11 protein-coding genes and 1 pseudogene are annotated in these 21,559 nt (G+C 70.8%); 8 read left to right on the top strand and 4 right to left on the bottom strand.

Features of this window, described 5'->3' with window-relative positions; genetic code table 11:
* Positions 1-82 precede the first annotated feature (82 nt).
* Genes IE180_RS07890 through xdhC form a run of 3 tightly spaced genes read left to right on the top strand, consistent with a single transcriptional unit; the run spans position 83 to position 4,729 of the window.
* Positions 83-1,546, top strand: a complete 1,464-nt coding sequence (locus IE180_RS07890) for a xanthine dehydrogenase small subunit (RefSeq protein WP_190156047.1) — start codon at positions 83-85, stop codon at positions 1,544-1,546.
* A complete protein-coding gene (xdhB, locus tag IE180_RS07895) occupies positions 1,543-3,918 on the top strand; it encodes a xanthine dehydrogenase molybdopterin binding subunit (RefSeq protein WP_190156048.1) in 2,376 nt (791 codons plus the stop codon). The genes IE180_RS07890 and xdhB overlap by 4 nt, the downstream gene beginning before the upstream one ends.
* Before the next feature lies 1 nt (position 3,919).
* Complete coding sequence (xdhC, locus tag IE180_RS07900) at positions 3,920-4,729, top strand: xanthine dehydrogenase accessory protein XdhC (protein WP_190156049.1); 810 nt, start codon at positions 3,920-3,922, stop codon at positions 4,727-4,729.
* A 196-nt stretch (positions 4,730-4,925) separates the two neighbouring features.
* On the opposite strand, the gene IE180_RS07905 is transcribed toward xdhC, so the two are convergent.
* Positions 4,926-7,760 (bottom strand): AfsR/SARP family transcriptional regulator, encoded by a 2,835-nt coding sequence (locus tag IE180_RS07905; protein ID WP_190156050.1) that lies wholly within the window; start codon positions 7,758-7,760, stop codon positions 4,926-4,928.
* 276 nt (positions 7,761-8,036) lie between these two features.
* Here IE180_RS07905 and IE180_RS07910 point away from each other — a divergent pair, with 276 nt between their 5' ends.
* Positions 8,037-8,477, top strand: a complete 441-nt coding sequence (locus IE180_RS07910) for a VOC family protein (protein ID WP_190156051.1) — start codon at positions 8,037-8,039, stop codon at positions 8,475-8,477.
* Positions 8,478-8,881: 404 nt separating this feature from the next.
* Positions 8,882-9,736: a DUF1684 domain-containing protein gene (locus tag IE180_RS07915; protein WP_190156052.1), complete on the top strand. Its 855-nt coding sequence runs from the start codon at positions 8,882-8,884 to the stop codon at positions 9,734-9,736.
* Positions 9,737-9,798: 62 nt separating this feature from the next.
* Here IE180_RS07915 and IE180_RS36260 read toward each other — a convergent pair.
* Together IE180_RS36260 and IE180_RS07925 are read right to left on the bottom strand one after the other, a co-directional pair.
* Positions 9,799-10,070, bottom strand: a pseudogene (locus IE180_RS36260) (IS701 family transposase); the annotation flags it as partial.
* A gap of 392 nt (positions 10,071-10,462) precedes the next feature.
* Positions 10,463-10,606, bottom strand: a complete 144-nt coding sequence (locus IE180_RS07925) for a hypothetical protein (protein ID WP_190156054.1) — start codon at positions 10,604-10,606, stop codon at positions 10,463-10,465.
* A gap of 167 nt (positions 10,607-10,773) precedes the next feature.
* Here IE180_RS07925 and IE180_RS07930 point away from each other — a divergent pair, with 167 nt between their 5' ends.
* Complete coding sequence (locus IE180_RS07930) at positions 10,774-19,353, top strand: golvesin C-terminal-like domain-containing protein (protein ID WP_190156055.1); 8,580 nt, start codon at positions 10,774-10,776, stop codon at positions 19,351-19,353.
* A 121-nt stretch (positions 19,354-19,474) separates the two neighbouring features.
* The gene (locus tag IE180_RS07935) at positions 19,475-20,443 is read left to right on the top strand and encodes a hypothetical protein (RefSeq protein ID WP_190156056.1); all 969 of its coding nucleotides are present in this window, start codon (positions 19,475-19,477) and stop codon (positions 20,441-20,443) included.
* A 37-nt stretch (positions 20,444-20,480) separates the two neighbouring features.
* Here the strand turns inward: IE180_RS07935 and ppnP are convergent, their stop codons facing one another.
* The gene (gene ppnP, locus IE180_RS07940) at positions 20,481-20,762 is read right to left on the bottom strand and encodes a pyrimidine/purine nucleoside phosphorylase (protein ID WP_190156057.1); all 282 of its coding nucleotides are present in this window, start codon (positions 20,760-20,762) and stop codon (positions 20,481-20,483) included.
* Positions 20,763-20,945: 183 nt separating this feature from the next.
* Here ppnP and IE180_RS07945 point away from each other — a divergent pair, with 183 nt between their 5' ends.
* Positions 20,946-21,512 (top strand): hypothetical protein, encoded by a 567-nt coding sequence (locus tag IE180_RS07945; RefSeq protein ID WP_190156058.1) that lies wholly within the window; start codon positions 20,946-20,948, stop codon positions 21,510-21,512.
* The last annotated feature ends 47 nt before the right edge of the window (positions 21,513-21,559 follow it).

Raw genomic sequence — 21,559 nt, forward strand, 5'->3', positions numbered from 1 at the left:
TGGCGCGTCCGAACACAGAAAGCTGCCCGACATTGGCGAACATGAGGAATCGACCCATCGCGCACGGAATCGAGGGCCCGTCATGGTAGCGGCGCGCATCACCGTCAACGGAGAAGAAGCACCGATCGCACCGGCCCCGGCCCACACCACGGTGCTGGACTTCCTGCGCGAGCGGGGACTCACCGGCACCAAGGAGGGCTGCGCCGAGGGGGAATGCGGCGCCTGTTCGATCCTGGTGGCCCGCCCCGGGGTGGACAAGCCCACCGACTGGGTGGCGGTCAACGCCTGCCTTGTCCCGGTCGCCGCGCTCGACGGCCAGGAGGTCGTCACCTCCGAGGGCCTCGCCACCGCCGGCGCGCCCGGCACGCCGCCCGTCCTGCACCCCGTCCAGGAGGAGATGGCGGTCCGCGGCGGCTCCCAATGCGGCTACTGCACACCGGGGTTCGTCTGCAGCATGGCGGCCGAGTACTACCGTCCCGACCGCTGCGCGCACGCGGACGCGGAAGGCGGATCCGGCGCCGAGCACGGCCCCAACGGTTTCGACCTGCACGCGCTGAGCGGGAACCTGTGCCGTTGTACGGGCTACCGCCCGATCCGCGACGCCGCGTTCGCCGTCGGCACGCCCACCGACGAGGACCCCCTCGCGCGGCGCCGCGAACAGGCCCCGCCCGCGCCGGTCGCCACCGCGTACGTCCGGGACGACAGCGCGTTCCTGCGGAAGGGCACCCTGCCCGAGACCCTGCGGCTGCTGCGCGAGCGGCCCGACGCGGTGGTCGTGGCCGGCTCCACCGACTGGGGCGTGGAGGTCAACATCCGTTCCCGGCGCGCCGGTTGCGTGGTCGCCGTCGACCGGCTCCCCGAACTGCGGGAGCTGCGCGTCGGGTCCGACGCCATCGAGATCGGCGCGGCGCTGACCCTCACCGAGATCGAGCGCCGCCTCGGCGGCGAAGTCCCGCTGCTCGCGGAGCTGTTCCCCCAGTTCGCCTCCCGCCTCATCCGCAACGGCGCGACCCTCGGCGGCAATCTGGGCACCGGGTCCCCCATCGGCGACAGCCCGCCGGCACTGCTCGCGCTGGAGGCGTCGGTGGTCCTCGCCGACGCCGACGGCGAGCGCGAGGTCCCCCTCGCCGAGTACTTCACCGGCTACCGGCAGAGCGTGCGCCGGGCCGACGAGCTGATCCGCTCGGTGCGGATCCCGCTGCCCCTGTCGCCGGTCACGGCCTTCCACAAGATCGCCAAGCGGCGCTTCGACGACATCTCCAGCGTGGCCGTCGCCTTCGCGCTCGACGTCCGGGACGGGGTCGTCCGCAAGGCGCGCATCGGCCTGGGCGGCGTCGCCGCCACCCCGATCCGCGCCCTCGCCACCGAGGCGGCCCTGGAGGGCAGGCCGTGGACGGCGGAGACCGTCGAGGCCGTGGCGCCGGTGCTGCGGGACGAGGGCACGCCGATGGACGACCACCGGGCCAGCGCCGCCTACCGCTCCGCGATGCTCGGCCGGAGCCTGCTGAAGCTGTACACGCGAACCACCGAGGCGGTGTCGTCATGAGCCAGTTGTCCGAACGCCCCGAGAAGTCCGTCGTCGGCCTTCCCCTGCCGCACGAGAGCGCGGTCCAGCACGTCACCGGCACCGCGCTCTACACCGACGACCTGATCCACCGCACCAAGGACGTGCTGCACGCCCACCCGGTACAGGTCATGAAGGCCCACGGCCGGATCACCGCGCTGCGCACCGAGCCGGCGCTCGCCGTGCCCGGTGTGGTCCGGGTGCTGACCGGTGCCGACGTGCCCGGCGTCAACGACGCCGGGATGAAGCACGACGAGCCGCTCTTCCCCGACGTGGTCATGTTCCACGGGCACGCGGTCGCCTGGGTGCTCGGCGAGACGCTGGAGGCGGCCCGGCTCGGCGCGGCGGCCGTCGAGGTGGAACTCGACGAACTGCCCTCCCTGATCACGCTGCCGGAGGCGATCGCGGCCGGCAGCTTCCACGGCGCCCGACCCGTGATGGCGACGGGCGACGTCGACGCCGGCTTCGCCGACTCCGCGCACGTGTTCACCGGGGAGCTGCACTTCTCCGACCAGGAACACTTCTACCTGGAGACGCACGCGGCACTGGCCTACGTCGACGAGGCCGAGCAGGTGTTCGTGCAGAGCAGCACCCAGCACCCCTCCGAGACCCAGGAGATCGTCGCCCACGTGCTCGGTCTGCGCAGTCACGAGGTGACCGTGCAGTGCCTGCGGATGGGCGGCGGCTTCGGCGGCAAGGAGATGCAGCCGCACGGCTTCGCGGCCGTCGCCGCGCTCGGTGCCAGGCTGACCGGGCGGCCGGTCCGGGTGCGGCTCAACCGGACCCAGGACCTGACCATGTCCGGCAAGCGGCACGGCTTCCACGCCCAGTGGCGGATCGGCTTCGACGCCGACGGCCGGATCCAGGCCCTCGACGCCACCCTCACGGCGGACGGCGGCTGGAGCCTGGACCTGTCCGAGCCGGTGGTGGCCCGCGCGCTGTGCCACATCGACAACACGTACTGGATCCCCAACGCCCGCGTCACCGGCCGCATCGCCAGGACCAACAAGGTCTCCAACACCGCCTTCCGCGGCTTCGGCGGCCCCCAGGGCATGCTGGTGATCGAGGACATCATGGGCCGGTGCGCGCCGCTGCTCGGCCTGGACCCGGCGGAACTGCGGGAGCGCAACTTCTACGGGCGGGGGCAGACCACGCCGTACGGTCAGCCGGTCGTCCAGCCGGAGCGGATCTCCGCCGTCTGGGAGCAGGTCAAGGAGAACGGCGGGATCGCCGCCCGCCGGCGCGAGATCGCCGCCTTCAACGCCGCGCACCCGCACACCAAGCGGGCCCTGGCGCTCACCGGCCTGAAGTTCGGCATCTCCTTCAACCTGACCGCCTTCAACCAGGGCGGCGCGCTGGTGCTGGTCTACAAGGACGGCTCCGTCCTGATCAACCACGGCGGCACCGAGATGGGCCAGGGGCTGCACACCAAGATGCTCCAGGTGGCCGCGACCACGCTGGGCGTCCCGCTGCACAAGGTGCGCCTCGCCCCGACGCGTACCGACAAGGTGCCCAACACCTCCGCCACCGCCGCCAGCGCGGGGACGGACCTCAACGGCGCGGCGGTGAAGAACGCCTGCGAGCAGCTGCGCGGACGGCTGCTGCAGGTGGCCGCCACCCGGCTCGGTTCGAACGCCTCGGACGTACGGATCGTCGAGGGCGTCGCGCGCGCCCTGGGCAGCGACCGGGAGCTGGCCTGGGACGAGCTGGTGCGCACCGCGTACTTCCAGCGGGTGCAGCTGTCGGCGGCCGGTTTCTACCGGACCGAGGGGCTGCACTGGGACGCGAAGACGTTCCACGGCTCGCCGTTCAAGTACTTCGCCCACGGCGCCGCCGCGGCCGAGGTGGAGGTGGACGGGTTCACCGGCGCGTACCGCATCCGGCGGGTGGACATCGTGCACGACGTCGGCGACAGCCTGTCCCCGATGATCGACATCGGTCAGGTCGAGGGCGGTTTCGTGCAGGGCGCGGGGTGGCTGACCCTGGAGGACCTGCGCTGGGACGCCGGTGACGGCCCGAACCGGGGCAGGCTGCTGACGCAGGCGGCGAGCACCTACAAGCTGCCGAGCTTCTCGGAGATGCCCGAGGAGTTCCACGTCACGCTCCTGGAGAACGCCGGTGAGGAGGGCGCGGTCTACGGCTCCAAGGCGGTGGGCGAGCCCCCGCTGATGCTGGCCTTCTCGGTGCGGGAGGCGCTGCGGCAGGCCGCCGCCGCGTTCGGGCCGGCCGGCGTCAGTGTCGAACTGGCCTCGCCGGCGACGCCGGAGGCGGTGTACTGGGCGATCGAGGCGGCCCGGCGGGCCGGTGCCTCCCCCGTCCGCGCCGAAGTCGTGGAAGCGTTGAGCGGTGCCTGACATGACGTGGTTCGCCGCGGTCGCGCGGTTGCGGGAACGCCGGGAGCCCGGCGTTCTCGTGACCGTCGCGACCGTGCGCGGTCATGCACCGCGCGACGCCGGCGCGAAGCTCGTGGTCGGCCGGACCGAGACCTGGGGCTCGATCGGCGGCGGCAACGTGGAGGCCGTCGCCGTCGACCGGGCCCGGGAGATGATCGAGGCGGCCGGGCCGGAGCCGGAACTGCTCGATTTCGCGCTGAACGACAAGGTGACCAACCAGCACGGCGTGCAGTGCTGCGGCGGCACGGTGTCGGTGCTGCTCGAACCGCTGCCGGTGGTACGGGCGGTGGCGATCTTCGGGGTCGGGCACGTCGGACTCGAACTGGCGCGCATCCTGGCCCGCCAGGACCTCGACCTCCATCTGGTCGACACGCGCGCCGACACCCTCGCCGAGGGGCGGCTCGACGTGCTCGCGGACGCCGTGGCGCGGGTGCGCGTGCACCACACGCCGCTGCTGCCCGAGGAGGTCCTCGAGGAACTCCCGCACGGCACCCACGTCCTGATCATGACCCACGACCACGCCGAGGACGCCGCCCTGTGCGACGCCGCCCTGCGCACGACGCACCTCGGCTCCATCGGGCTGATCGGATCGGCCGCCAAATGGGGGCGGTTCCGCAAGCGCCTCGCCACCGAGGGCGGCCACGACGAGGCCGTCATCGACCGGATCAAGACCCCGATCGGTCTCGCCGACGTCACCGGGAAGGAACCCGCGACGATCGCCGTGAGCGTCGCCGCGGATCTGCTGCGCGCCTTCGAGGCCGAGAAGTCCTGAGGCCCCCGCACGAGCCCGTCGCGAAGGTGACGGGCTCGTGCGGACGGGCCCCGGCGAGGGGGCGGCGGCACGCGTGGGGAAGCGGCACGTGACGGGGCGGGGACGCGGCGGGGGATCGAGCACTGCCCGGTGACGGCCCGGATCGGGGCGGTCGGCGGCCGCTGGATCCCGACGGCACCGCGCTGCGCTCCGCCGGTCACCGCCTCAGCTTGAGCCGGACCGCCTCCGCGTCGTCGTGCCGGAGCCCGTCGAGCAGTTCCCAGGCCCGCTGCCACGCCTCCCCGGCGCGCTCCGGCCGCCCGGCCGCCGACTCGGCGTCGCCGAGGTGGTCGAGCGAGACGGCCTCGTGGTACGGCGAGCCGACCTCGCGCAGGCCCTCCGCCGCGAGCCGGAAGCAGTGCGCCGCCCGCTCCAGGTCACCCGTCTCCTGGTGCACGACGCCCAGGCTGTCCCAGGTGAGGGCCAGGCTGCGCCGGTCCCCGAGCTCCTCGAAGACCCGGCGGGCCGCGTCGCACATGGCCAGCGCCTCGGCGTGGTCGCCGAGGAGCGCGTGGAAATAGCCCACGTTGTTGAGGGCCTTGGCCTCTCCGCTCCGGTGGCCGGCCTCCCGGAAGAGCCCGAGGGCCCGCTCGTTGTGGTGCAGCGCCTCCTCGGGACGGTCCTGCTGTTCGTGGCGGCCCGCGAGGTCGAGGTGGACGTCGGCCTGGCCGAGCAGGTTCCCCTCGGCGGTGAACAGTTCGAGGGCCCGGTCCAGATGCGCCCCGGCCTCGGCGTCCCGGGAGCCCCAGCGCAGGGCCGCGGCCAGACTCCGGTGGGCCCGTGCCCGGGCGGCCGGGTCGTCCATGCGCTCCGCCGCCTCCAGCGCGGCCGTCTGGACGGCCGCCGCGTCCGCCCAGTGGCCGCCCCAGTTGAGGTACGTCTTCAGCACGTAGGCCAGCTGCCAGCACTCCAGGTCGAGGCCGGCCGCACCGGCCCGGACGACGGTCTCCACGAGGGCCGCGTGTTCGCCGGTGAACCACTCCCGGGCCTCTCCGACGTCCGCGAGGCGCTCGGGACGCACGCCCCGTCCCGCCGCCGCCAGGGGCGGGTCCACGGGCGCCAGCTGGGGGTCCATGAGCAGCGCGCCCCGCTGCGCGGTGTGGAGGTAGTGCTCGGTCACGCGCCTCAGGGCGGTTCCGCGGCTCGTGCCGGGGTCGGCCTGTTCGCCGAGTTCCACCGCGTAGGCGCGCAGGAGGTCGTGGAAGGCGTATCTGCCGTCCTCGCCCTCGGCGACGAGGTTGGCCTCGGCCAGCTCGGTCAGCAGGGCGTGCACCCGGGACGCCGGGAGCGCCGAGAGGCTGCCCGCCACGGCGGCGGTGATCCCGGGCCCGGGGTGGACGGCGAGCAGCCGGAAGAGGCGTGCGGCGTCGGTGCTCAGCGTCTCGTACGACCAGGAGAGCACCGCCCGGACGTCGCTGCGGGCGTCGCTGCCGGTGAAGGCGTCGAGGCCGCGGGCGCGGCGCAGTCGTTCGACGAGCCGGGTCATGCCGAGGGCGGGGGTGACCGCCGCCCGGGCTCCCACGACGGCCAGGGCCAGGGGGAGGCGCGCGGTCAGTTCGACGACCTCGTCGACGGCTCGGGGGTCGGCCGTGACGCGGGCGCGTCCGACGCGCGCCGTGAGGAGTTCCCGCGCCTCGTCGCGCGACAGCACGTCGAGTGCCACGGGCTGGGCGTCCTCGACGGCGACGAGGCCGAGGAGCTGGTCCCTGCTGGTCACGACGGTGAGGCTGGTCGCGGACCCGGTGAGCAGCGGCCGCACGTGCTCGGCGTCGCGGGCGTTGTCCAGCAGGATCAGGTAGCGGCGGCCGTCCGTCAGCGTGCGGTAGAGGGCGGTCCTGGCCTCCCGGGAGGCGGGGACGCGTGCGTGCGGCACGCCCAGGCCTTCCAGGAGGCCGCGCAGGGCGCTGTCCGGTGTGACGGCGGATCCGTCCGGGGCGAAGCCGCGCAGGTTCAGATGGAGCTGGCCGTCGGGGAACTCCGCGCGGACGCGGTGTGCCCAGTGGACCGCGAGGGTCGTCTTGCCGACGCCGCCGGGGCCGGAGATGACGATCGGGCCCGTGCCCGCGTGCCCCCGGGCGTCCTCGAGGAGGCCGTCGAGCCGCGCGAGGGCCGTCCGTCGCCCCGAGAAGTAGCGCGAGACCGGAGGGAGCTGGGCCGGGATATGGGGTCCGGCGGGCGTCGCGGGGCCGTTCCCGGGCGCCGGTGCGGCGCCGGGCGGGGACGCCGGGGTCCGTCGCGGGATCTCGGTGTGGCCCCGCAGGATGTCCGTCAGCGCCTCCTGCACGGCGCGGCCGGGCGAGACGCCCAGCTCGTCCGCCAGGATCTTGCGGAGCCGGTGGAAGACCGCCAGGGCCTCCGCCTGGCGGTCGGTGCGGTGCAGGGCCACCATGAGGTGGCGGTGGAACCCCTCGCGCAGGGGGTGCTGTTCGGTGAGCGCGTACAGTTCCGCGGCCAGGCCGTCGTACCGGCCGAGCCGCAGGTCGGCCTCGCAGCGCCACTCCAGGGCGACGAGCCTCGCCTCGTCGAGGGCCTGGAGGCCGGGGCCGTACGGCAGGTCGTCGCCGAGGCCGGGCAGGTCCGCGAGGGGGCTTCCCCGCCAGAGCCCGAGCGCCGTCGCGCACGCCCGTCGCACGGTCTCCCAGTCCTCGCGGAGGCGTGCGCTGCGGGCGGCGGCGAGGAGGTCCTCGTGCCGGTCGCTGTCGAGGGCGCCGCGGTCCACGTCCAGGAGGTATCCGGGCGGCACCGAGCGGAGGCGGCCGGCGCCCTCGGGGCCGAGGGCCCTGCGCAGGCGCGTCACGTGGTTGTGCAGGGAGCTGGAGGCCGTGGCGGGCAGGTCCGTGCCCCACAGGGCGGCCTTGAGCTCGTCGGAGGAGACCACCTGGCCGCGTTTCAGGAGCAGGATGCCGAGGAGGAGCCGGACCTTCGCGCTGCCTATGACGAGAGGGCCGGCGGCGTCCTGCGCCGTGAGGGGGCCGAGCAGACCGAAACGCATCTGTGTGACTCCAGGCTGGGTGGATCGGATGACCGCGTACGTCGGTGGACGGGGTGGTCACCGGTTGTACGCCACACCCCACGCCCCAGGCGAACCAGACACGCGTTCACATCCGGAACGTCTTTTCGCACATGGGGAGTCGGGCGGTCCGGCGGCGCGCCTGCCCGTCCGGCGCCGCTCGACGGCGACGATCGTCCGGCGGGGCGAGTCCGCGGGTTCCGCCCGCCGCCACCGTACGACCTTGTCCGTGTGTCACGAGATGCCAGGAGACCCAGCATGACGATCCAGCGGATGGACAACGTCCTCATCGTGGTCGAGGACCTCGACGCCGTCGTGGCGTTCTTCGTCGAGCTCGGCATGGAACCGGAAGGCAGGATGCCCGTCGAGGGACAGTGGGTGGACCGTGTCATCGGGATCGACGGTTCCCGGCAGGAGATCGCCATGCTGCGGACCCCGGACGGTCACGGCCGGATCGAGCTGGCGAAGTTCCACGCGCCGGAAGCGGTCGACGCCGGGACGCGGGACGCGCCGGCGAACACGCTGGGCATCCGGCGCGTCATGTTCGCCGTCGACGACATCGACGACACCGTCACCCGCCTGCGCGCCCACGGCGGCGAACTCGTCGGCGAGGTGGTCCGGTACGAGGACGTCTACCGGCTCTGCTACCTCCGCGGCCCCGAGGGCATCCTCGTCGGACTGGCCGAGCAGCTCGCCTGAAGCACATCGGACGCCTCGGCTCCGGCACGGCGGACGGCGTCGGCCCGGATCCGGGCCGACGCCGTCCGCCGTGCCCGCACCGTCGGATGCGGGCGCTCATCACTGGCGCCGCGCGACGGAGTTGTGTTTTCCTGAACCCATGAGCCTTCTCGTGACGCGCCGGCACGTGGACTACGTGCGCGTCACGACCATGGCGTGTTTCCGCTGACACCGAGGCCCCGACCCGGCGTCCGGACACCGACGCGCTCGCCCCGACGGCTCCCGGGCGCCTGCTGACGGCCTCGTCCTGCCCCGCGCTCCGTTCCCTCCGCCCGTCCCCGCCGACGCCCTCGGGCCCGGCGCGGCCCCGGCGACGGACACGCGACCGCGCCCACCACCCCGTCCCCCACCGCAGGAGGAGAAGCATGAGCGTCCGTGACACGTCCGCGTCCGCATACGATCCGGAGGCCTTCGCCGAGGAGTGGGAGGCCTGGCACCGGGACAAGGACGCCCGGCTCGCCTCGGAACACGGCTTCCTCGCGATCACCGGCCTCCACTGGCTCTCCGACGAGCCCCAGGCGTTCCCCGGCGTGCCCGGGACCTGGGCGACAGGGCCCGAAGGCGTCGTCGTGGAACTCGACGAGGGCACCGAACTCGTCGTCGACGGCTCGGTGGTGCGGGGCCGCCACCTCTTCGGCGTCATCCCGGAGCGCGGCGGCGTCGACGCCGTCTGGGGCGACGCCGTGATCGAGGTCGCCAAGCGCGGTGGCCACGACGTGGTCCGGCCGCGCCACCCCGGCCACCCGCTGCGGGTCGCCTTCGCCGGCACGCCCGCGTACGAGCCCGATCCGCGCTGGGTGGTCGAGGGCCGGTACGAGGCCTTCGACGAGCCGCGACCGACCACGGTCGGCGCCTCCGTCGAAGGGCTCCGGCACGTGTACGACGCCCCCGGCCGCGTCGTCTTCCGTCTGGACGGAGAGGAGTTGAGCCTGACGGCCTTCAACGGGCACGCGCCGGGCACCCTCACGGTGCTGTTCACCGACGGGACCTCGGGCGTCACCACGTACGCGGCCAACCGCGACCTGACGGTGGCGGCCCCGGGGCCCGACGGCTCGGTCGTGCTCGACTTCAACCGCGCGACCAACCTGCCCTGCGCCTACACCGACTTCGCGACCTGCCCGCTGCCGCCGGCCGAGAACCGGCTGCCCGTCGCGGTCGAGGCCGGGGAGAGGATCCCCCACGAGCGTCTCGCTCGGGGCCGGTCCGAAAGGCGGTCCTAGGGCCGGCTGCACGAGAAGATCCCTCACCGCCTCGATGACGCCCGCTCGACCTCTCCCGGGCTTCTGAGATCGCCCGCCTCCTCAACCGCGAGCACGGCCTCTGTGTCGTGCAGGTGCTCGACCACGTGGGCAGGCACGTATGTCGTCCCGGGTCGCGTCGGTGTCCCATTTCGCACGGTGGAGCAGGTGCAGCACGCCGTCCGGAGTGGCGTCACCGACGTGTTCGGCCAGGTCCAACCGTTCTCGCGCGGCAGGTCCGACGTCAGCCCGGAGGCCAACCGCCGCCTCCGGAGTTGGGGTTCGACTCGGGCGGACCGGCCCGCGATCCACTCATCAGGCCGTCGAACGCTTCCTGCCGGCGCGTGGACACTACGCCGGCGTCCGAGGTCGCCGCGCGATCATCGGTTGTCCACACAGCACCCGATGATCGACGGTGGCCCCACCTGGTCGGACGCCGGTCGTCGCCCTGGAAGTGGTGCGGTTCGCCGTCGACGTCGCCGAGGCCGGCGCGCGGCCCGCCGCACCACGCCGACTCGACGTACACGCGCTCGAAGCCGTCCGCGATCAGCCGCACTTCGTCCCAGGTCCCAGCCGCACGCGCGAGCTGCCGATGGGCGGCTTCGGCATCCATCATCACGATGGACGGCCGGAGTGGCCTTTGTTGAGTGCCGTGTTCGTCCTCAGCTGCACACGGGGCCCTGAGATGACCTTTTCGATCAGTCTTTCTCAATTTGCCCGCGCGGTGAAATGTTCTAAATGCGCGTCCAGTTGACGTGGCATCAACTTCATGTTGAAGAATCCCCCCGTCATGATCGGCGCACCTCTGGCGAGGTCGCCTTCCCCTGCCCGGAAGGCGACCTGATTCGTCATGCCCTGAGGTACCCCGGTCGAGCTCGGAACGATCGCGACCGGCGACGGAGTGCCCCGCGCCGGCGTGTCGGTGCGCCTGTCCCGCCCCGTGCGGGACGGGCGCCGATGAAGGGGATGGCGTGAAAGTGAAATACGGGCGGGCAATAGCCTGCCTCGTGGTTTCGGCAATGGCCGGAACCATGTTGCCACAGGCTGCTTACGCAGCGCCGGTTTCAGACGGGGAAAGAGAGGGTAAAGGCGGCTTCTTCGACGGCTGGTTCTCGGATTCCGAGGACGGCGACGGGGCCGAGATTCCGCAGACCGGCGGTGATCCGGTCCTGCCGAGCCGGGAGAAGTTGCCGAAGGGCAAGGCCGCGCCGAAGGCGAAGCGTGTCGCCGAGCTGACCGGGAGGCGGACGGCGAACGCCCGGTACTGGCAGCTGTCCGACGGCCGGGTGCAGGCCGAGGTGTCGGCCGTGCCGACCGGGTACCGGGCGGGCACGTCCTGGAAGGACGTCGACCCGACGGTCGTGCCGTCCGGTGCCGAGGGTTTCGCCTTCTCCAACACGACGAACGCGGCGAGCAGTTGGTTCGGTTCGGATGCGGAGCGGTTGCTGCGTTTCCAGGCCGCCGGTCACACGGTGACGCTCGGACTGAAGGGTGCGGGGAAGCTCGCGCCGGTCGCCGAGGGCGACACGGTCACGTACAAGGACGCGGTGTCCGGTGCGGACCTGTCGTACGTGGTGGGGCCCGGCCGGGTGAAGGAGAACATCGTCCTGGGCGCGAAGCCGTCCGGTCCGGTGTCCTTCACGTTCACCCTCGACGCGGGCGGGCTGTCGCCGAGGCAGAACAAGGACGGCTCGGTCTCCTTCTACGGTGAGGGCGCGGACCCGGTCCTGGTCATCCCCGCGGCGTTCATGACGGACGCGCGGAAGGACGCCAGGGCACCGTACGGTTCCGGCTACAGCTCGGCCGTGCGGCAGAAGCTGACGCGGGCCGGCCAGGGCTGGGAGCTCACCGTCACGCCGGACGCGAAGTGGCTGGCCGCGCCCGAGCGGCAGTACCCGGTCACCATCGACCCGACGATCTCGATCGCGCCGACGCCCACGACGGCGCAGGACGTGATGATCTCGTCGGACGGTCCGACGACGAACTACGACGACAACTGGCGCCTGTCGGTCGGCAATACCTCCACGGGTGCGTCGCGCGCCCTGATCCGGTTCCCGGTCAGCAGCATCCCGGCGGGCACGAAGCTCGATTCCGCCGATCTGAAGATGTACTTCGACCAGACCCACACGACCGGTGACACCGAGGTCCAGCTGGAGGCGCACCGCGCCACCCAGGCGTGGACCGAGTCCACGGCGACCTGGAACAGTGCCAACGCGCTCACCGGTGAGCTGTCGGGTACGGCGGTCGTGGTGGACAACGGCGAGGCGGGCCGTACGGCGGCCGTGGGTGCCTGGCCGGCGTCGGGGAACACGGCGTACACGCAGTACGCGGTGAACCAGACGTACATGTACAACAAGGATTCGGTCGCGGGTGACACGTACACGTGGCAGCCGAGTCTTCCCGAGGACGGCACGTACCAGGTCGAGACGCACTACGTCCCGGCCCCGGACCGTGCCACGAACGTCCCGTACACCGTCACCTACGACGGCGGTTCGAAGGCTTACAGCGTCAACCAGCAGGCCGGCACGACCGGTGTGTGGAAGACGCTGGGCGCGCACCCGTTCAAGGCGGGCACGCTCGGCAAGATCGTTCTCGGTGACGGCCCGGCGTCGACGGCCACGTCCGTCATCGCCGACGCGGTGCGGTTCACCAAGGGCGGTGTGGTCACCAAGCAGCCCGGTGAGCTGAACGCCTGGCACACCTTCCCCGTCACCAAGACCGTGCAGTCCTGGATCGACGGCACGAACGTCAACAACGGTTTCGTGATCAAGGCCGGTGACGAGTCCGCGAACGGCCCCAAGGGCGGTCCGCGCTACGAGGGCAGCGAGTTCGGATACGGCGGCGAGACCGCCCACTACCCTCGCCTCGTCCTCACCTTCGGCCGTCAGGGCGTCGACCTCTCCGCCCCGACCACGATCCACGACACCGGCGCCGAGCTGAACTGGTCCACGTACCAGGACAAGGACCCCGTCGCCACCGGCGACGACCTCGTCGAGTACCAGGTCCACCGCTCCGTCAGCCAGGCCTTCACCCCCTCGGCCGCCACGCTCGTCGCGCCGGTCGCGCCCGGCACGACGTCGTTCACGGACACCTCCGCGACGCCGACGAAGGCCGACGACGCCGATCCGTTCGGCCGCGCGTACTACTACATGGTCGCGGTCAGGACGAAGGACGGGCAGGTCGTCGCCGCCCCCACCCAGCTCGTACGCCTGCCCAAGGCCGGCCGCACGACGAAGGTGTTCCCCGCCACGCAGGACACCACCCTGTCCTCGCTCCGGACGACCACCGCGCACGACACCCTCGACGACGGCGGCCCGAAGAACTGGCTGAGCGTCGGCAACAACTCCGCCACCTACGGCGACACCCGCGCCCTGCTGAAGTTCCCGGCGCTCGGCATCCCGGCCACGGCCCGGGTCCTGGACGCCAACGTGCGTCTGTGGTCCACGCAGACCGCCCAGGACACCACCGGCGCGGTCTACGAACTGCGGCCGCTGACGCGCGACTTCGACGAGGCCACCGCCACCTGGATCAAGGCGGACACGGCCACGAACTGGACGACGGCGGGCGGCGACTTCGGCGCCTCCGTCTCCGACACCGGCGCGATGACCAACGACCCGGCGCGCCACGACTGGAACGTCACCTCGCTGGCGCAGTCCTGGGTGAGCACCCCGGCCTCCCAGAAGGGCGTCGTCCTGAAGACGGCCGACGAGGCCGCCTCACAGGAGCGCACCCTGTTCCTGTCCTCCGAGGGCACCGAACCCAGGCTCGCGCCCAGGATCGTGGTCACGTACATCGACTCCACCACCGACTCGACGTACTACGCGCCGCAGACCCCGGCGCGCATGACCCCGAACAGCGACTACACGGTCGACTTCACCCTCACCAACACCACCGCGTCGACGTGGACCTCGGCCGACAACGTCCTGACCTACAAGTGGACGCTGCCCGACGGCACGGACGTCACCACCGGCGGCAACCAGGTCCGGACGGCGCTTCCGTCGAACGTCGCCCCGGGCGCCTCGGTCGGCCTCCAGGCGCAGGTCAAGACCCCGATCAACTCGGACAACGGCAACAAGCGCACCGACTACGTCCTGACCTGGGACGTCTACAACAAGACCACCGGCACCTGGACCTCCGGCACCTCCGGCATCCCGGGTCTCGCGCAGAACGTGGCGGTGGAGGACCCCACCTCCAACCAGCTCGGCATGGAGAAGTTCTACTCCTACACGGGCAAGAACACCGGCGCCGGTTCGACGGTCATGAACAACCTGGCGTCCGGCAACAGCGTCTGGCAGTACAACGCGTTCACCAACCCGGGCCGCGGCGTCACGACCTTCGCCCGCTTCGCGTACAACAGCCAGGACACCTCCGACACGGTCTCCGGCTCCGGCTGGTCCTTCCAGGCGTCGGGCCCGATCCGGCTCGGCGCGCCGCTGGAGTTCCATCCCAAGCCGAACCCGACCGAGATCCGTCTTCCCGACGGCGACGGCACCACCCACGTCTTCCGCTGGGACTCGGCCACGAGCTCCTGGAAGGCGCCGGCCGGCGTCCACTACAAGCTGGCCGCCAAGGCGGGTCTGGACTGCACCCCGCTGAAGGACCCGGTCCCGGACGCCTGGACGATGACCCGTCCTGACGGCAGCCGCTTCCTGTTCGGCTGCGACGGCTACCTGACGTCGCTGGTCGAGAAGAACGGCAACACCCAGACGTACACGTACGAAGAGCGGAAGTCGAACAACAAGCCGACCAAGTTCCTCAAGTACATCACCGACCCGGCAGGCCGCCAGTCGCTGACGGTCGAGTACTACTCCAAGGCCGACGGCAACAACCCGAAGATCATCGACCACATCAAGTCGATGACGGAGATCTCGGGTCGCACGTTCACCTTCGAGTACTCCGACAAGGGCCTGCTCACCAAGCTCACCGACGGTGCCGGTTCCAGCCAGCCGAAGGTCTTCGGCTTCGAGTACGACGCCACCCAGGGCAACAAGAACGTCAAGCTGGTCAAGATCACCGACCCGCGCGGCAACGCCACCACCATGACGTACTTCTCGCCGCAGGCCGGTGACGACCCGAAGTACCACTGGTGGACCAAGACGATCACCGAGCGTCTGAAGGGTGTCACCACCTTCGGCTACGCGGTCGACGCCGGGAACCCCAAGTTCGTCGACACCAAGGTGACCGACTCGGAGTCGCACGCCACCGACTACGTGTCGGACGACTTCGGCCGCTCGGTCCAGACGACGAACGCCAAGTCCCAGACCACGAAGCTGAGCTGGGACGCGGACAACAACGTCACGTACCTGGAGGAGGCCAACGGGGCCAAGACCGCCTACTGTTACGACCAGAAGACGGGCTACCCGCTCTGGAAGCGCGACGCGGAGAGCAACAAGTCCGGCGTCCCGCCCCCGGGCGACTGCGCCCCGGGCACGTACCCGGCGAACTCGGCCCGCTACACGTACCTGACCCGTCTGGACGGCTACTCCGTCGACCTCGCCACCAAGACCTCTCCGGAGGGCCGCACGTGGCAGTTCGGGTACGACTCCTTCGGCAACCTGAAGACGGTCACCGACCCGAAGGGCGTCGCCACCACCACGGCCGGTGACTACACCACCTCGTACGAGTACAACTCCTACGGCCAGCTCACCAAGGCCACCGACCCCAACGGCAACCCGTCGACGACGAGCGACTTCGGCCCCACGGGTTACCCGGCGAAGATCACCGACGCCCTGGGGAAGACGACGTCCTTCGTCTACGACGTGCGCGGCCAGGTCACCGAGGTCACCGACGCGCTCGGCAAGAAGACCACGCAGACCTACGACGCCTTCGGACGTCCGAAGGAGAACACGGTCCCGAAGGACCAGGACGCGGGAGTGTTCATCACCACCCCCGCACCGGTCTACGACGCCAACGACAACGTCACCACGTCGACGGCGCCGAACGGGGCGGTCTCGACCGCCGTCTACGACGTCGCGGACCAGCTCGTCTCGGCCACGGCCCCGAAGGACACGCCGACGTCGCCCGAACGGAAGACGTCCTACACCTACGACAAGGTCGGCAACCTGCGGACCGTCACCGAGCCGAAGGGCTCGCTGACGACGTCGGACGCCACCGACTACGTCACCACCAACCACTACGACGAGATCTACCAGCTCACCTCGGCGGTCAACGCGGCCGGTGACAAGATCTCCTACGAGTTCGACAACGTCGGCAACGCCGTCAAGGTCGTCGACCCGAAGAAGAACGCCACCCCGGACACCACGGACTACACGTCCACGATGGCGTACGACCTGAACCACCGGCTCATCAGCTCCACGGACCCGGCGGGCAAGGTCAGTTCGCGCACCTACGACAAGGACTCCCTGGTCCTCACGTCCACGGACCCCGGGAACAGCACCACGACCTACACCTACGACGAGCGGGGCAAGCAGACCGAGGTCAAGGTCCCCTACGACGGGACCACGTTCCGCGTCACCAGGTACGAGTACGACCAGACCGGCAACACCACCAAGGTGATCACGCCGAAGGGCACCGCGACGGCCACCGCGGACGACTTCGCCTCGCGCACCGAGTACGACGCGCTGAACCGTCCGGTCAAGCAGTACCAGCCCTACGACCCGAACAGCCCCGAGCACAACGACCCGAACGTCTACACGCAGACCGTGTACGACGCGGTGGGCCGGGTGGAGCGGCAGTCGCTGCCGCCGTCGCAGGGCCAGACGGTGCGCAACGACAGCGTCATGGAGTACTACGACAACGGCTGGACGAAAAAGTCCACCGACCCGTGGGACATCACCACGACGTACGACTACACCGAGCTCGGGCTGCAGAAGGCCCGTACCCTCACGTCGGCGGGCGGTTCCTCGGACCGCACCATGACGCAGTCGTACTACCCCGACGGCAAGCTGAAGTCCAAGTCGGACGACGGCGTGCCGGTCGGCAGGTCGGTCGTGCTCGTCGACAACTCCGACACCCAGCACACCTCCGCCACCGGCACCTGGGCGGCCGGCGACCTCGCCGGTCAGCAGGGCTACGACCACCGCACCCACGCGTCCGGTGCGGGCACCGACGCCTTCACCTGGACGCTCAACATCCCGAAGGACGGCACGTACACCGCGTACGTGAAGTACCCGCGGGTCACGGGCGCGGCCACGGCGGCGAAGTACACGCTGTCCCAGGGGACGACGACCCACCCGTCGGTCGACAAGGACCAGACGGCCGGCACCGGCACCTGGGTGACGCTCGGCTCCTACAGCCTGAAGCAGGGCAACGACGCCAAGATCAAGCTCGAGCAGGGCACTTCGGGCACCGCCGTCGCCGACGCGGTCAAGCTGGTCCGGGACACGTCCGGCGAGACGGACACCGAGAAGCGGACCTTCACCTACGGCTACGACGTCAACGGCAACGTGACGTCGATCGACGACACCTCCTCCGGCGCCGGCATCGACGCCTACACGATCGCCTACACCGGCCTGAACAAGGTCCAGAAGGTGACCGAGGCCCTCGCGGGCCAGGAGAAGAAGGTCACGTCGTACACGTACGACGCCAACGGTCAGGCCGACACGGTCACGCACCCCGACCAGTTCTCGAAGTACACCTACGACCTGCGCGAGCTGGTCAAGTCGATCTCGGTCGGCAAGTCCGCCACGGACGCGTCGCCGAAGGTCACGTCGTTCACGTTCAACGACCGCGGCCAGCGGCTCAAGGAGACCAAGGCCAACGGCAACACCGTCGACCACACCTACCTCCTCGGCGGTGATCTGAGGTCGACCACGGAGAAGAAGGGCTCCGGGACGCTCGTCTCCTCGCACACCTACGCCTACGACCTGAACGGCAACAAGGCGCGGGACGTCGCGAAGAAGATGAACGCCGACGATCACGCGGCGTACCTCGACTCGACCACCGACTACACCTACGACCCGGCGGGCCGCCTCACCGAGTCGGTCAAGACCGGCACCGGCGCGGGCACCGAGAAGTACGTCCACGACGACAACGCCAACGTCATCTCGCAAACGGTCAAGAACGTCACCACCGCCTACGAGTACGACCGCAACCGCCTGCTCCGGGCCACCACCGGGGGCTCGGCGGCCACCTACAACTACGACCCCTTCGGACGGCAGGAGTCCGTCACCTCGGGCGGCCAGGTCATCGAGAGGAGCGTGTACGACGGCTTCGACCACGTCGTGGAGTCCCAGAAGCGGGACGGAACCGGCGTGATGAAGTCGACGACGTACACCTTCGACCCGCTCGACCGCACCGCCTCGAAGACGGCCGACGGCAAGAAGACCGACTTCCACTACCTCGGCCTGTCCAGCGAGGTGCTGAGCGAAGAGGTCGCCGGACAGCTCACCAAGTCGTACCAGTACAGCCCCTGGGGCGAGCGGCTGTCCCAGGTCAAGCACAACACCGACGGCACCGGCGAGGACGGCTTCTACGGCTACAACTCGCACAGTGACGTCGAGACGCTGACCGACAGGAACGGCGACACCAAGGCGACGTACGGCTACACCGCCTACGGCTCCGACGACCGGTCGGAGTTCACGGGCATCGACAAGCCGGACGCCACGGATCCGACGAAGCAGGAGTACAACCCCTACCGCTTCAACGCGAAGCGCTGGGACGCCCAGTCGGGCACGTACGACATGGGCTTCCGGGACTACAGCCCGGGGCTCAACCGCTTCACCACCCGGGACATGTACAACGGCGCCCTGGCCGACATGAACCTCGGCGCGGACCCGTTCACCGGCAACCGCTACGCGTTCGCCGGCGGCAACCCCACCAGCTTCGTCGAGCTGGACGGCCACTTCGCCTTCGCGATCCCGGCCATCTGGTGGGCCGGTGCGGCTCTGGTCACGGCCCTGTACGCGGCCACGCCCGAAGGACAGAAGAACCTCTCGGACGCGGCAACGGCGATCAGCCAGATGATTCCGACCGCGGAAGAGGCGACCTCGTCCAGCGCCTCCAGCGGGACCAGCACGGCGCCCACGCCGTCCCCCTCGCCAGGAGCGGCTCCCACGCCGCCCGGCAGTGGCCCGCAGGGCTTCCACACCGGGAAGGCGGTCTCCGACCTGGTCCGGTTGTTCGCGCGCCTGGCGACCTCGGCCGAGGAGGACAACTCCCCCCAGCGCAAGGCGATCGACGGCGCCGGTGAGGAGAGCCGGAAGTGCCAGAACTCGTCCGGACCGAGCCTCGTGTGGAACACCCCGGTGGACACGCAGGGCCGCGCCACCGGCGGATTCGCCTGTCTGGACCCCTCCCAGCCGGCCGGCCTCGACAACACGGGGCCACAGAACCCGCGCGGCTGGGACCTCCAGGACGAGGCCGACGACTGGAACCGGGCCCACCTCATCGCCCGTGAGTTCGGTGGCAGCCACTACCGGGAGAACATCGTCCCGACGACCATGTACCAGAACCAGAAGGAGGGCATGCGGACCGTCGAGTACGAGATCGAAAGGCGTCTCAAGCTCGGCGAGAAGGTCTACTACCAGTCCATCCCGGTGTACGCCCCGGGCTATGTGAACCCGATCGGCGTGCACATGTACGTCTCGAGTTCATCGGGGGCGTTTTCCCGGCTGATACCCTCCGGAGTCCACGACTGACGGGCCCCGGAACCACTGAAGCCGTGAGGCCCCCGAGGGGCTGAAACGGCGCAGAAGAGGCGGTGGGGTGAGCGGCGTCGCGGCCGCCGCCCCACCGCCGTTGCCGTCAAGGAAGGAACACATGAATCATCTCGACGTCGTCCGGCTGCTGGGTCTCGACGCCCCGGTGCGGCCGGAGGGAGAGGGGTACGGCCGGATCGTCCCCGAGGACTTCGAGCTGCTGGTCCAGGCCCTGCCGCAGGGGGTGATCGCGGCTTCCGTGCTGCTCGGCGGGACCGAGGTCCCGGTGCGCTCCCTGGAGGACTTCACGCGGGACACCGCGCTGCGCATCGCGGACATGAGGGAGGCCCTGGAAAGCCGCGAGCAGGAGCTCTGGTTGCCGCTGCACCCGCGGCCCCACGGCATGGTGCCCTGGGGGCGCACCGCCAACGACGGCGTGCTGCTGTGGGACACCACCGCCGCCGACACCGCGGACTGGACGACCGTCCTCACGGACACCGACTTCCAGTTCTGGCTGGACCTTCCCTTCTCCGCCTCGGAGTTCGTCGCGCGGGCCGTCACGGGACGCTCCGAGGGAACACCCGCTTTCGAGACGTACCAGGAGTACGAGGCGGGCTCTTTCTGGAAGGTCGCCGACGACAAGCGTGCGACGGCCATGGTGCTGGCGAACCGTGACATCGGGGCGGTCGAGGAGATCGTCACCCGCGTGCGGAGCATCGGCGTTCCCGGCGTCCGGCAGTACGCGGAGGAGCTGCTCGACCAGGTGGGCGAGTCGTTCGGCGCGCTCCCGGAGGACTACCTGGCGATCATGAGGGAGTTCCCCGGCGGCGTCGTCGCCGGCGTACGGATCTTCCCCGTCTCGGGCGGTCCGGGGACCGCGGGACTGCGCCGGCTGGACGAGGACGGCCTGTTCCTGCAGTGGGGAGAGGTCGGGGGCCGGGCGTTCGGCTGGCTCACCGCCAAGGGTGCCCCCGAGGAGTGGCGCGTCGCCTACATCGAGCCGGACGCCTCGTCCCTCACCTGCCTGGAGGACCAGACCTTCGCCACGTTCCTGCGACGCCGGCTGCGGGGGGACAACTCGCTGTTCTGACCCGTCGGGCGGGCCGTCGCTCAGCGGTGCTCGCGGCTCAGCGGTATGCGCGGAGGCAGGCGGTCTCCACCGCGACCGTCAGCCGGAACCTGCTGTCCCCGGGGACCTCGAAGCGGTCCCCGGCGGCGAAGGTGCTCCACGCGTCGGCGCCGGGCAGCCTGACCGTCAGGGCGCCGCTGACCACGTGCATGGTCTCCGGAGCGCCGGTGCCGAACTCGTACTCGCCCGGGGCCATGACGCCGATGGTCGCCGGGCCCTCCTCCTGCGTGAAGGCGATCGACTTCACCGAGCCGTCGAAGTACTCGTTGACCGTGAACACGGGGCGTCCTCGTGGGAGATCGGGCGTGACGGGCGGCCGGTTCCCCGCGTACCGGCCACGGGCAGGGAAACCCTGACGACGCGGAGGCGTACCCGTCACCGATGGTCCGACGCGGCGCTGTACTCTTCCCGTTGATCTTGATCGACGGTAGCCGTGATCGGCATGAACGGGGAAAACATGAGTATGCGTGACGTCCGAACGGTGACCCGCGTCGTGGGCCGCCGGACCGCCATGCGTTACCTGGCCCTCGGGGTCGGAGCGTCCTTGATCGCCGCCTGCAAGGGCGGGAGCGGCACCGACGGCGCGAACGGGATCACCGGCGGCGACGGGCAGCCGACGGTGACCGGCCGAGCCTTCGCCGCCTTCATGCGCGGCAGGTGGTCGGTCACCTCGGAGATAGGCAACGAGGACCCGGCCGCTTTCACCGCGGTCATCGACGACGGCGTCTGGAGCCTGGAATCGGGCGGCCAGAGCACGAAGGGCACCTGGTCCCTGTCCGGCGGCCGGCTGTCCTTGCAGGTGCCGGAACATCTGGGCAGCATCGAGAATCCGGGCGACCTGGAGGAGGCTGCGGCCACGAACGTGCCCGCCGCCATCGGCGACTCCCTCTCCGTGTCCCTCCCCTGGCAACCGCCCGGCTCCTCCAGCAGCAGCGGCGAAACGCTCAGCGTGGACTATGCGGGCAACACCCTGCGCATCCGGCACATCGAGGGCGACAACATGAACACGTTCACCTGCATCCGCGCCTGACCGCGGACCGCCGTGGGACGGGCGCGCGACGCGAAAACCCGCCGCCG

The sequence above is a fragment of the Streptomyces litmocidini genome, from assembly GCF_014649755.1.
GTDB lineage: Bacteria > Actinomycetota > Actinomycetes > Streptomycetales > Streptomycetaceae > Streptomyces > Streptomyces litmocidini.

Bases quoted from the DNA above. Each gene is read 5' to 3' on its own strand.
- IE180_RS07890 (WP_190156047.1), top strand. From the start codon at position 83: ATGGTAGCGGCGCGCATCACCGTCAACGGAGAAGAAGCACCGATCGCA.
- xdhB (WP_190156048.1), top strand. From the start codon at position 1,543: ATGAGCCAGTTGTCCGAACGCCCCGAGAAGTCCGTCGTCGGCCTTCCC.
- xdhC (WP_190156049.1), top strand. From the start codon at position 3,920: ATGACGTGGTTCGCCGCGGTCGCGCGGTTGCGGGAACGCCGGGAGCCC.
- IE180_RS07905 (WP_190156050.1), bottom strand. From the start codon at position 7,760: ATGCGTTTCGGTCTGCTCGGCCCCCTCACGGCGCAGGACGCCGCCGGC.
- IE180_RS07910 (WP_190156051.1), top strand. From the start codon at position 8,037: ATGACGATCCAGCGGATGGACAACGTCCTCATCGTGGTCGAGGACCTC.
- IE180_RS07915 (WP_190156052.1), top strand. From the start codon at position 8,882: ATGAGCGTCCGTGACACGTCCGCGTCCGCATACGATCCGGAGGCCTTC.
- IE180_RS07925 (WP_190156054.1), bottom strand. From the start codon at position 10,606: ATGACGAATCAGGTCGCCTTCCGGGCAGGGGAAGGCGACCTCGCCAGA.
- IE180_RS07930 (WP_190156055.1), top strand. From the start codon at position 10,774: ATGGCCGGAACCATGTTGCCACAGGCTGCTTACGCAGCGCCGGTTTCA.
- IE180_RS07935 (WP_190156056.1), top strand. From the start codon at position 19,475: ATGAATCATCTCGACGTCGTCCGGCTGCTGGGTCTCGACGCCCCGGTG.
- IE180_RS07945 (WP_190156058.1), top strand. From the start codon at position 20,946: ATGCGTGACGTCCGAACGGTGACCCGCGTCGTGGGCCGCCGGACCGCC.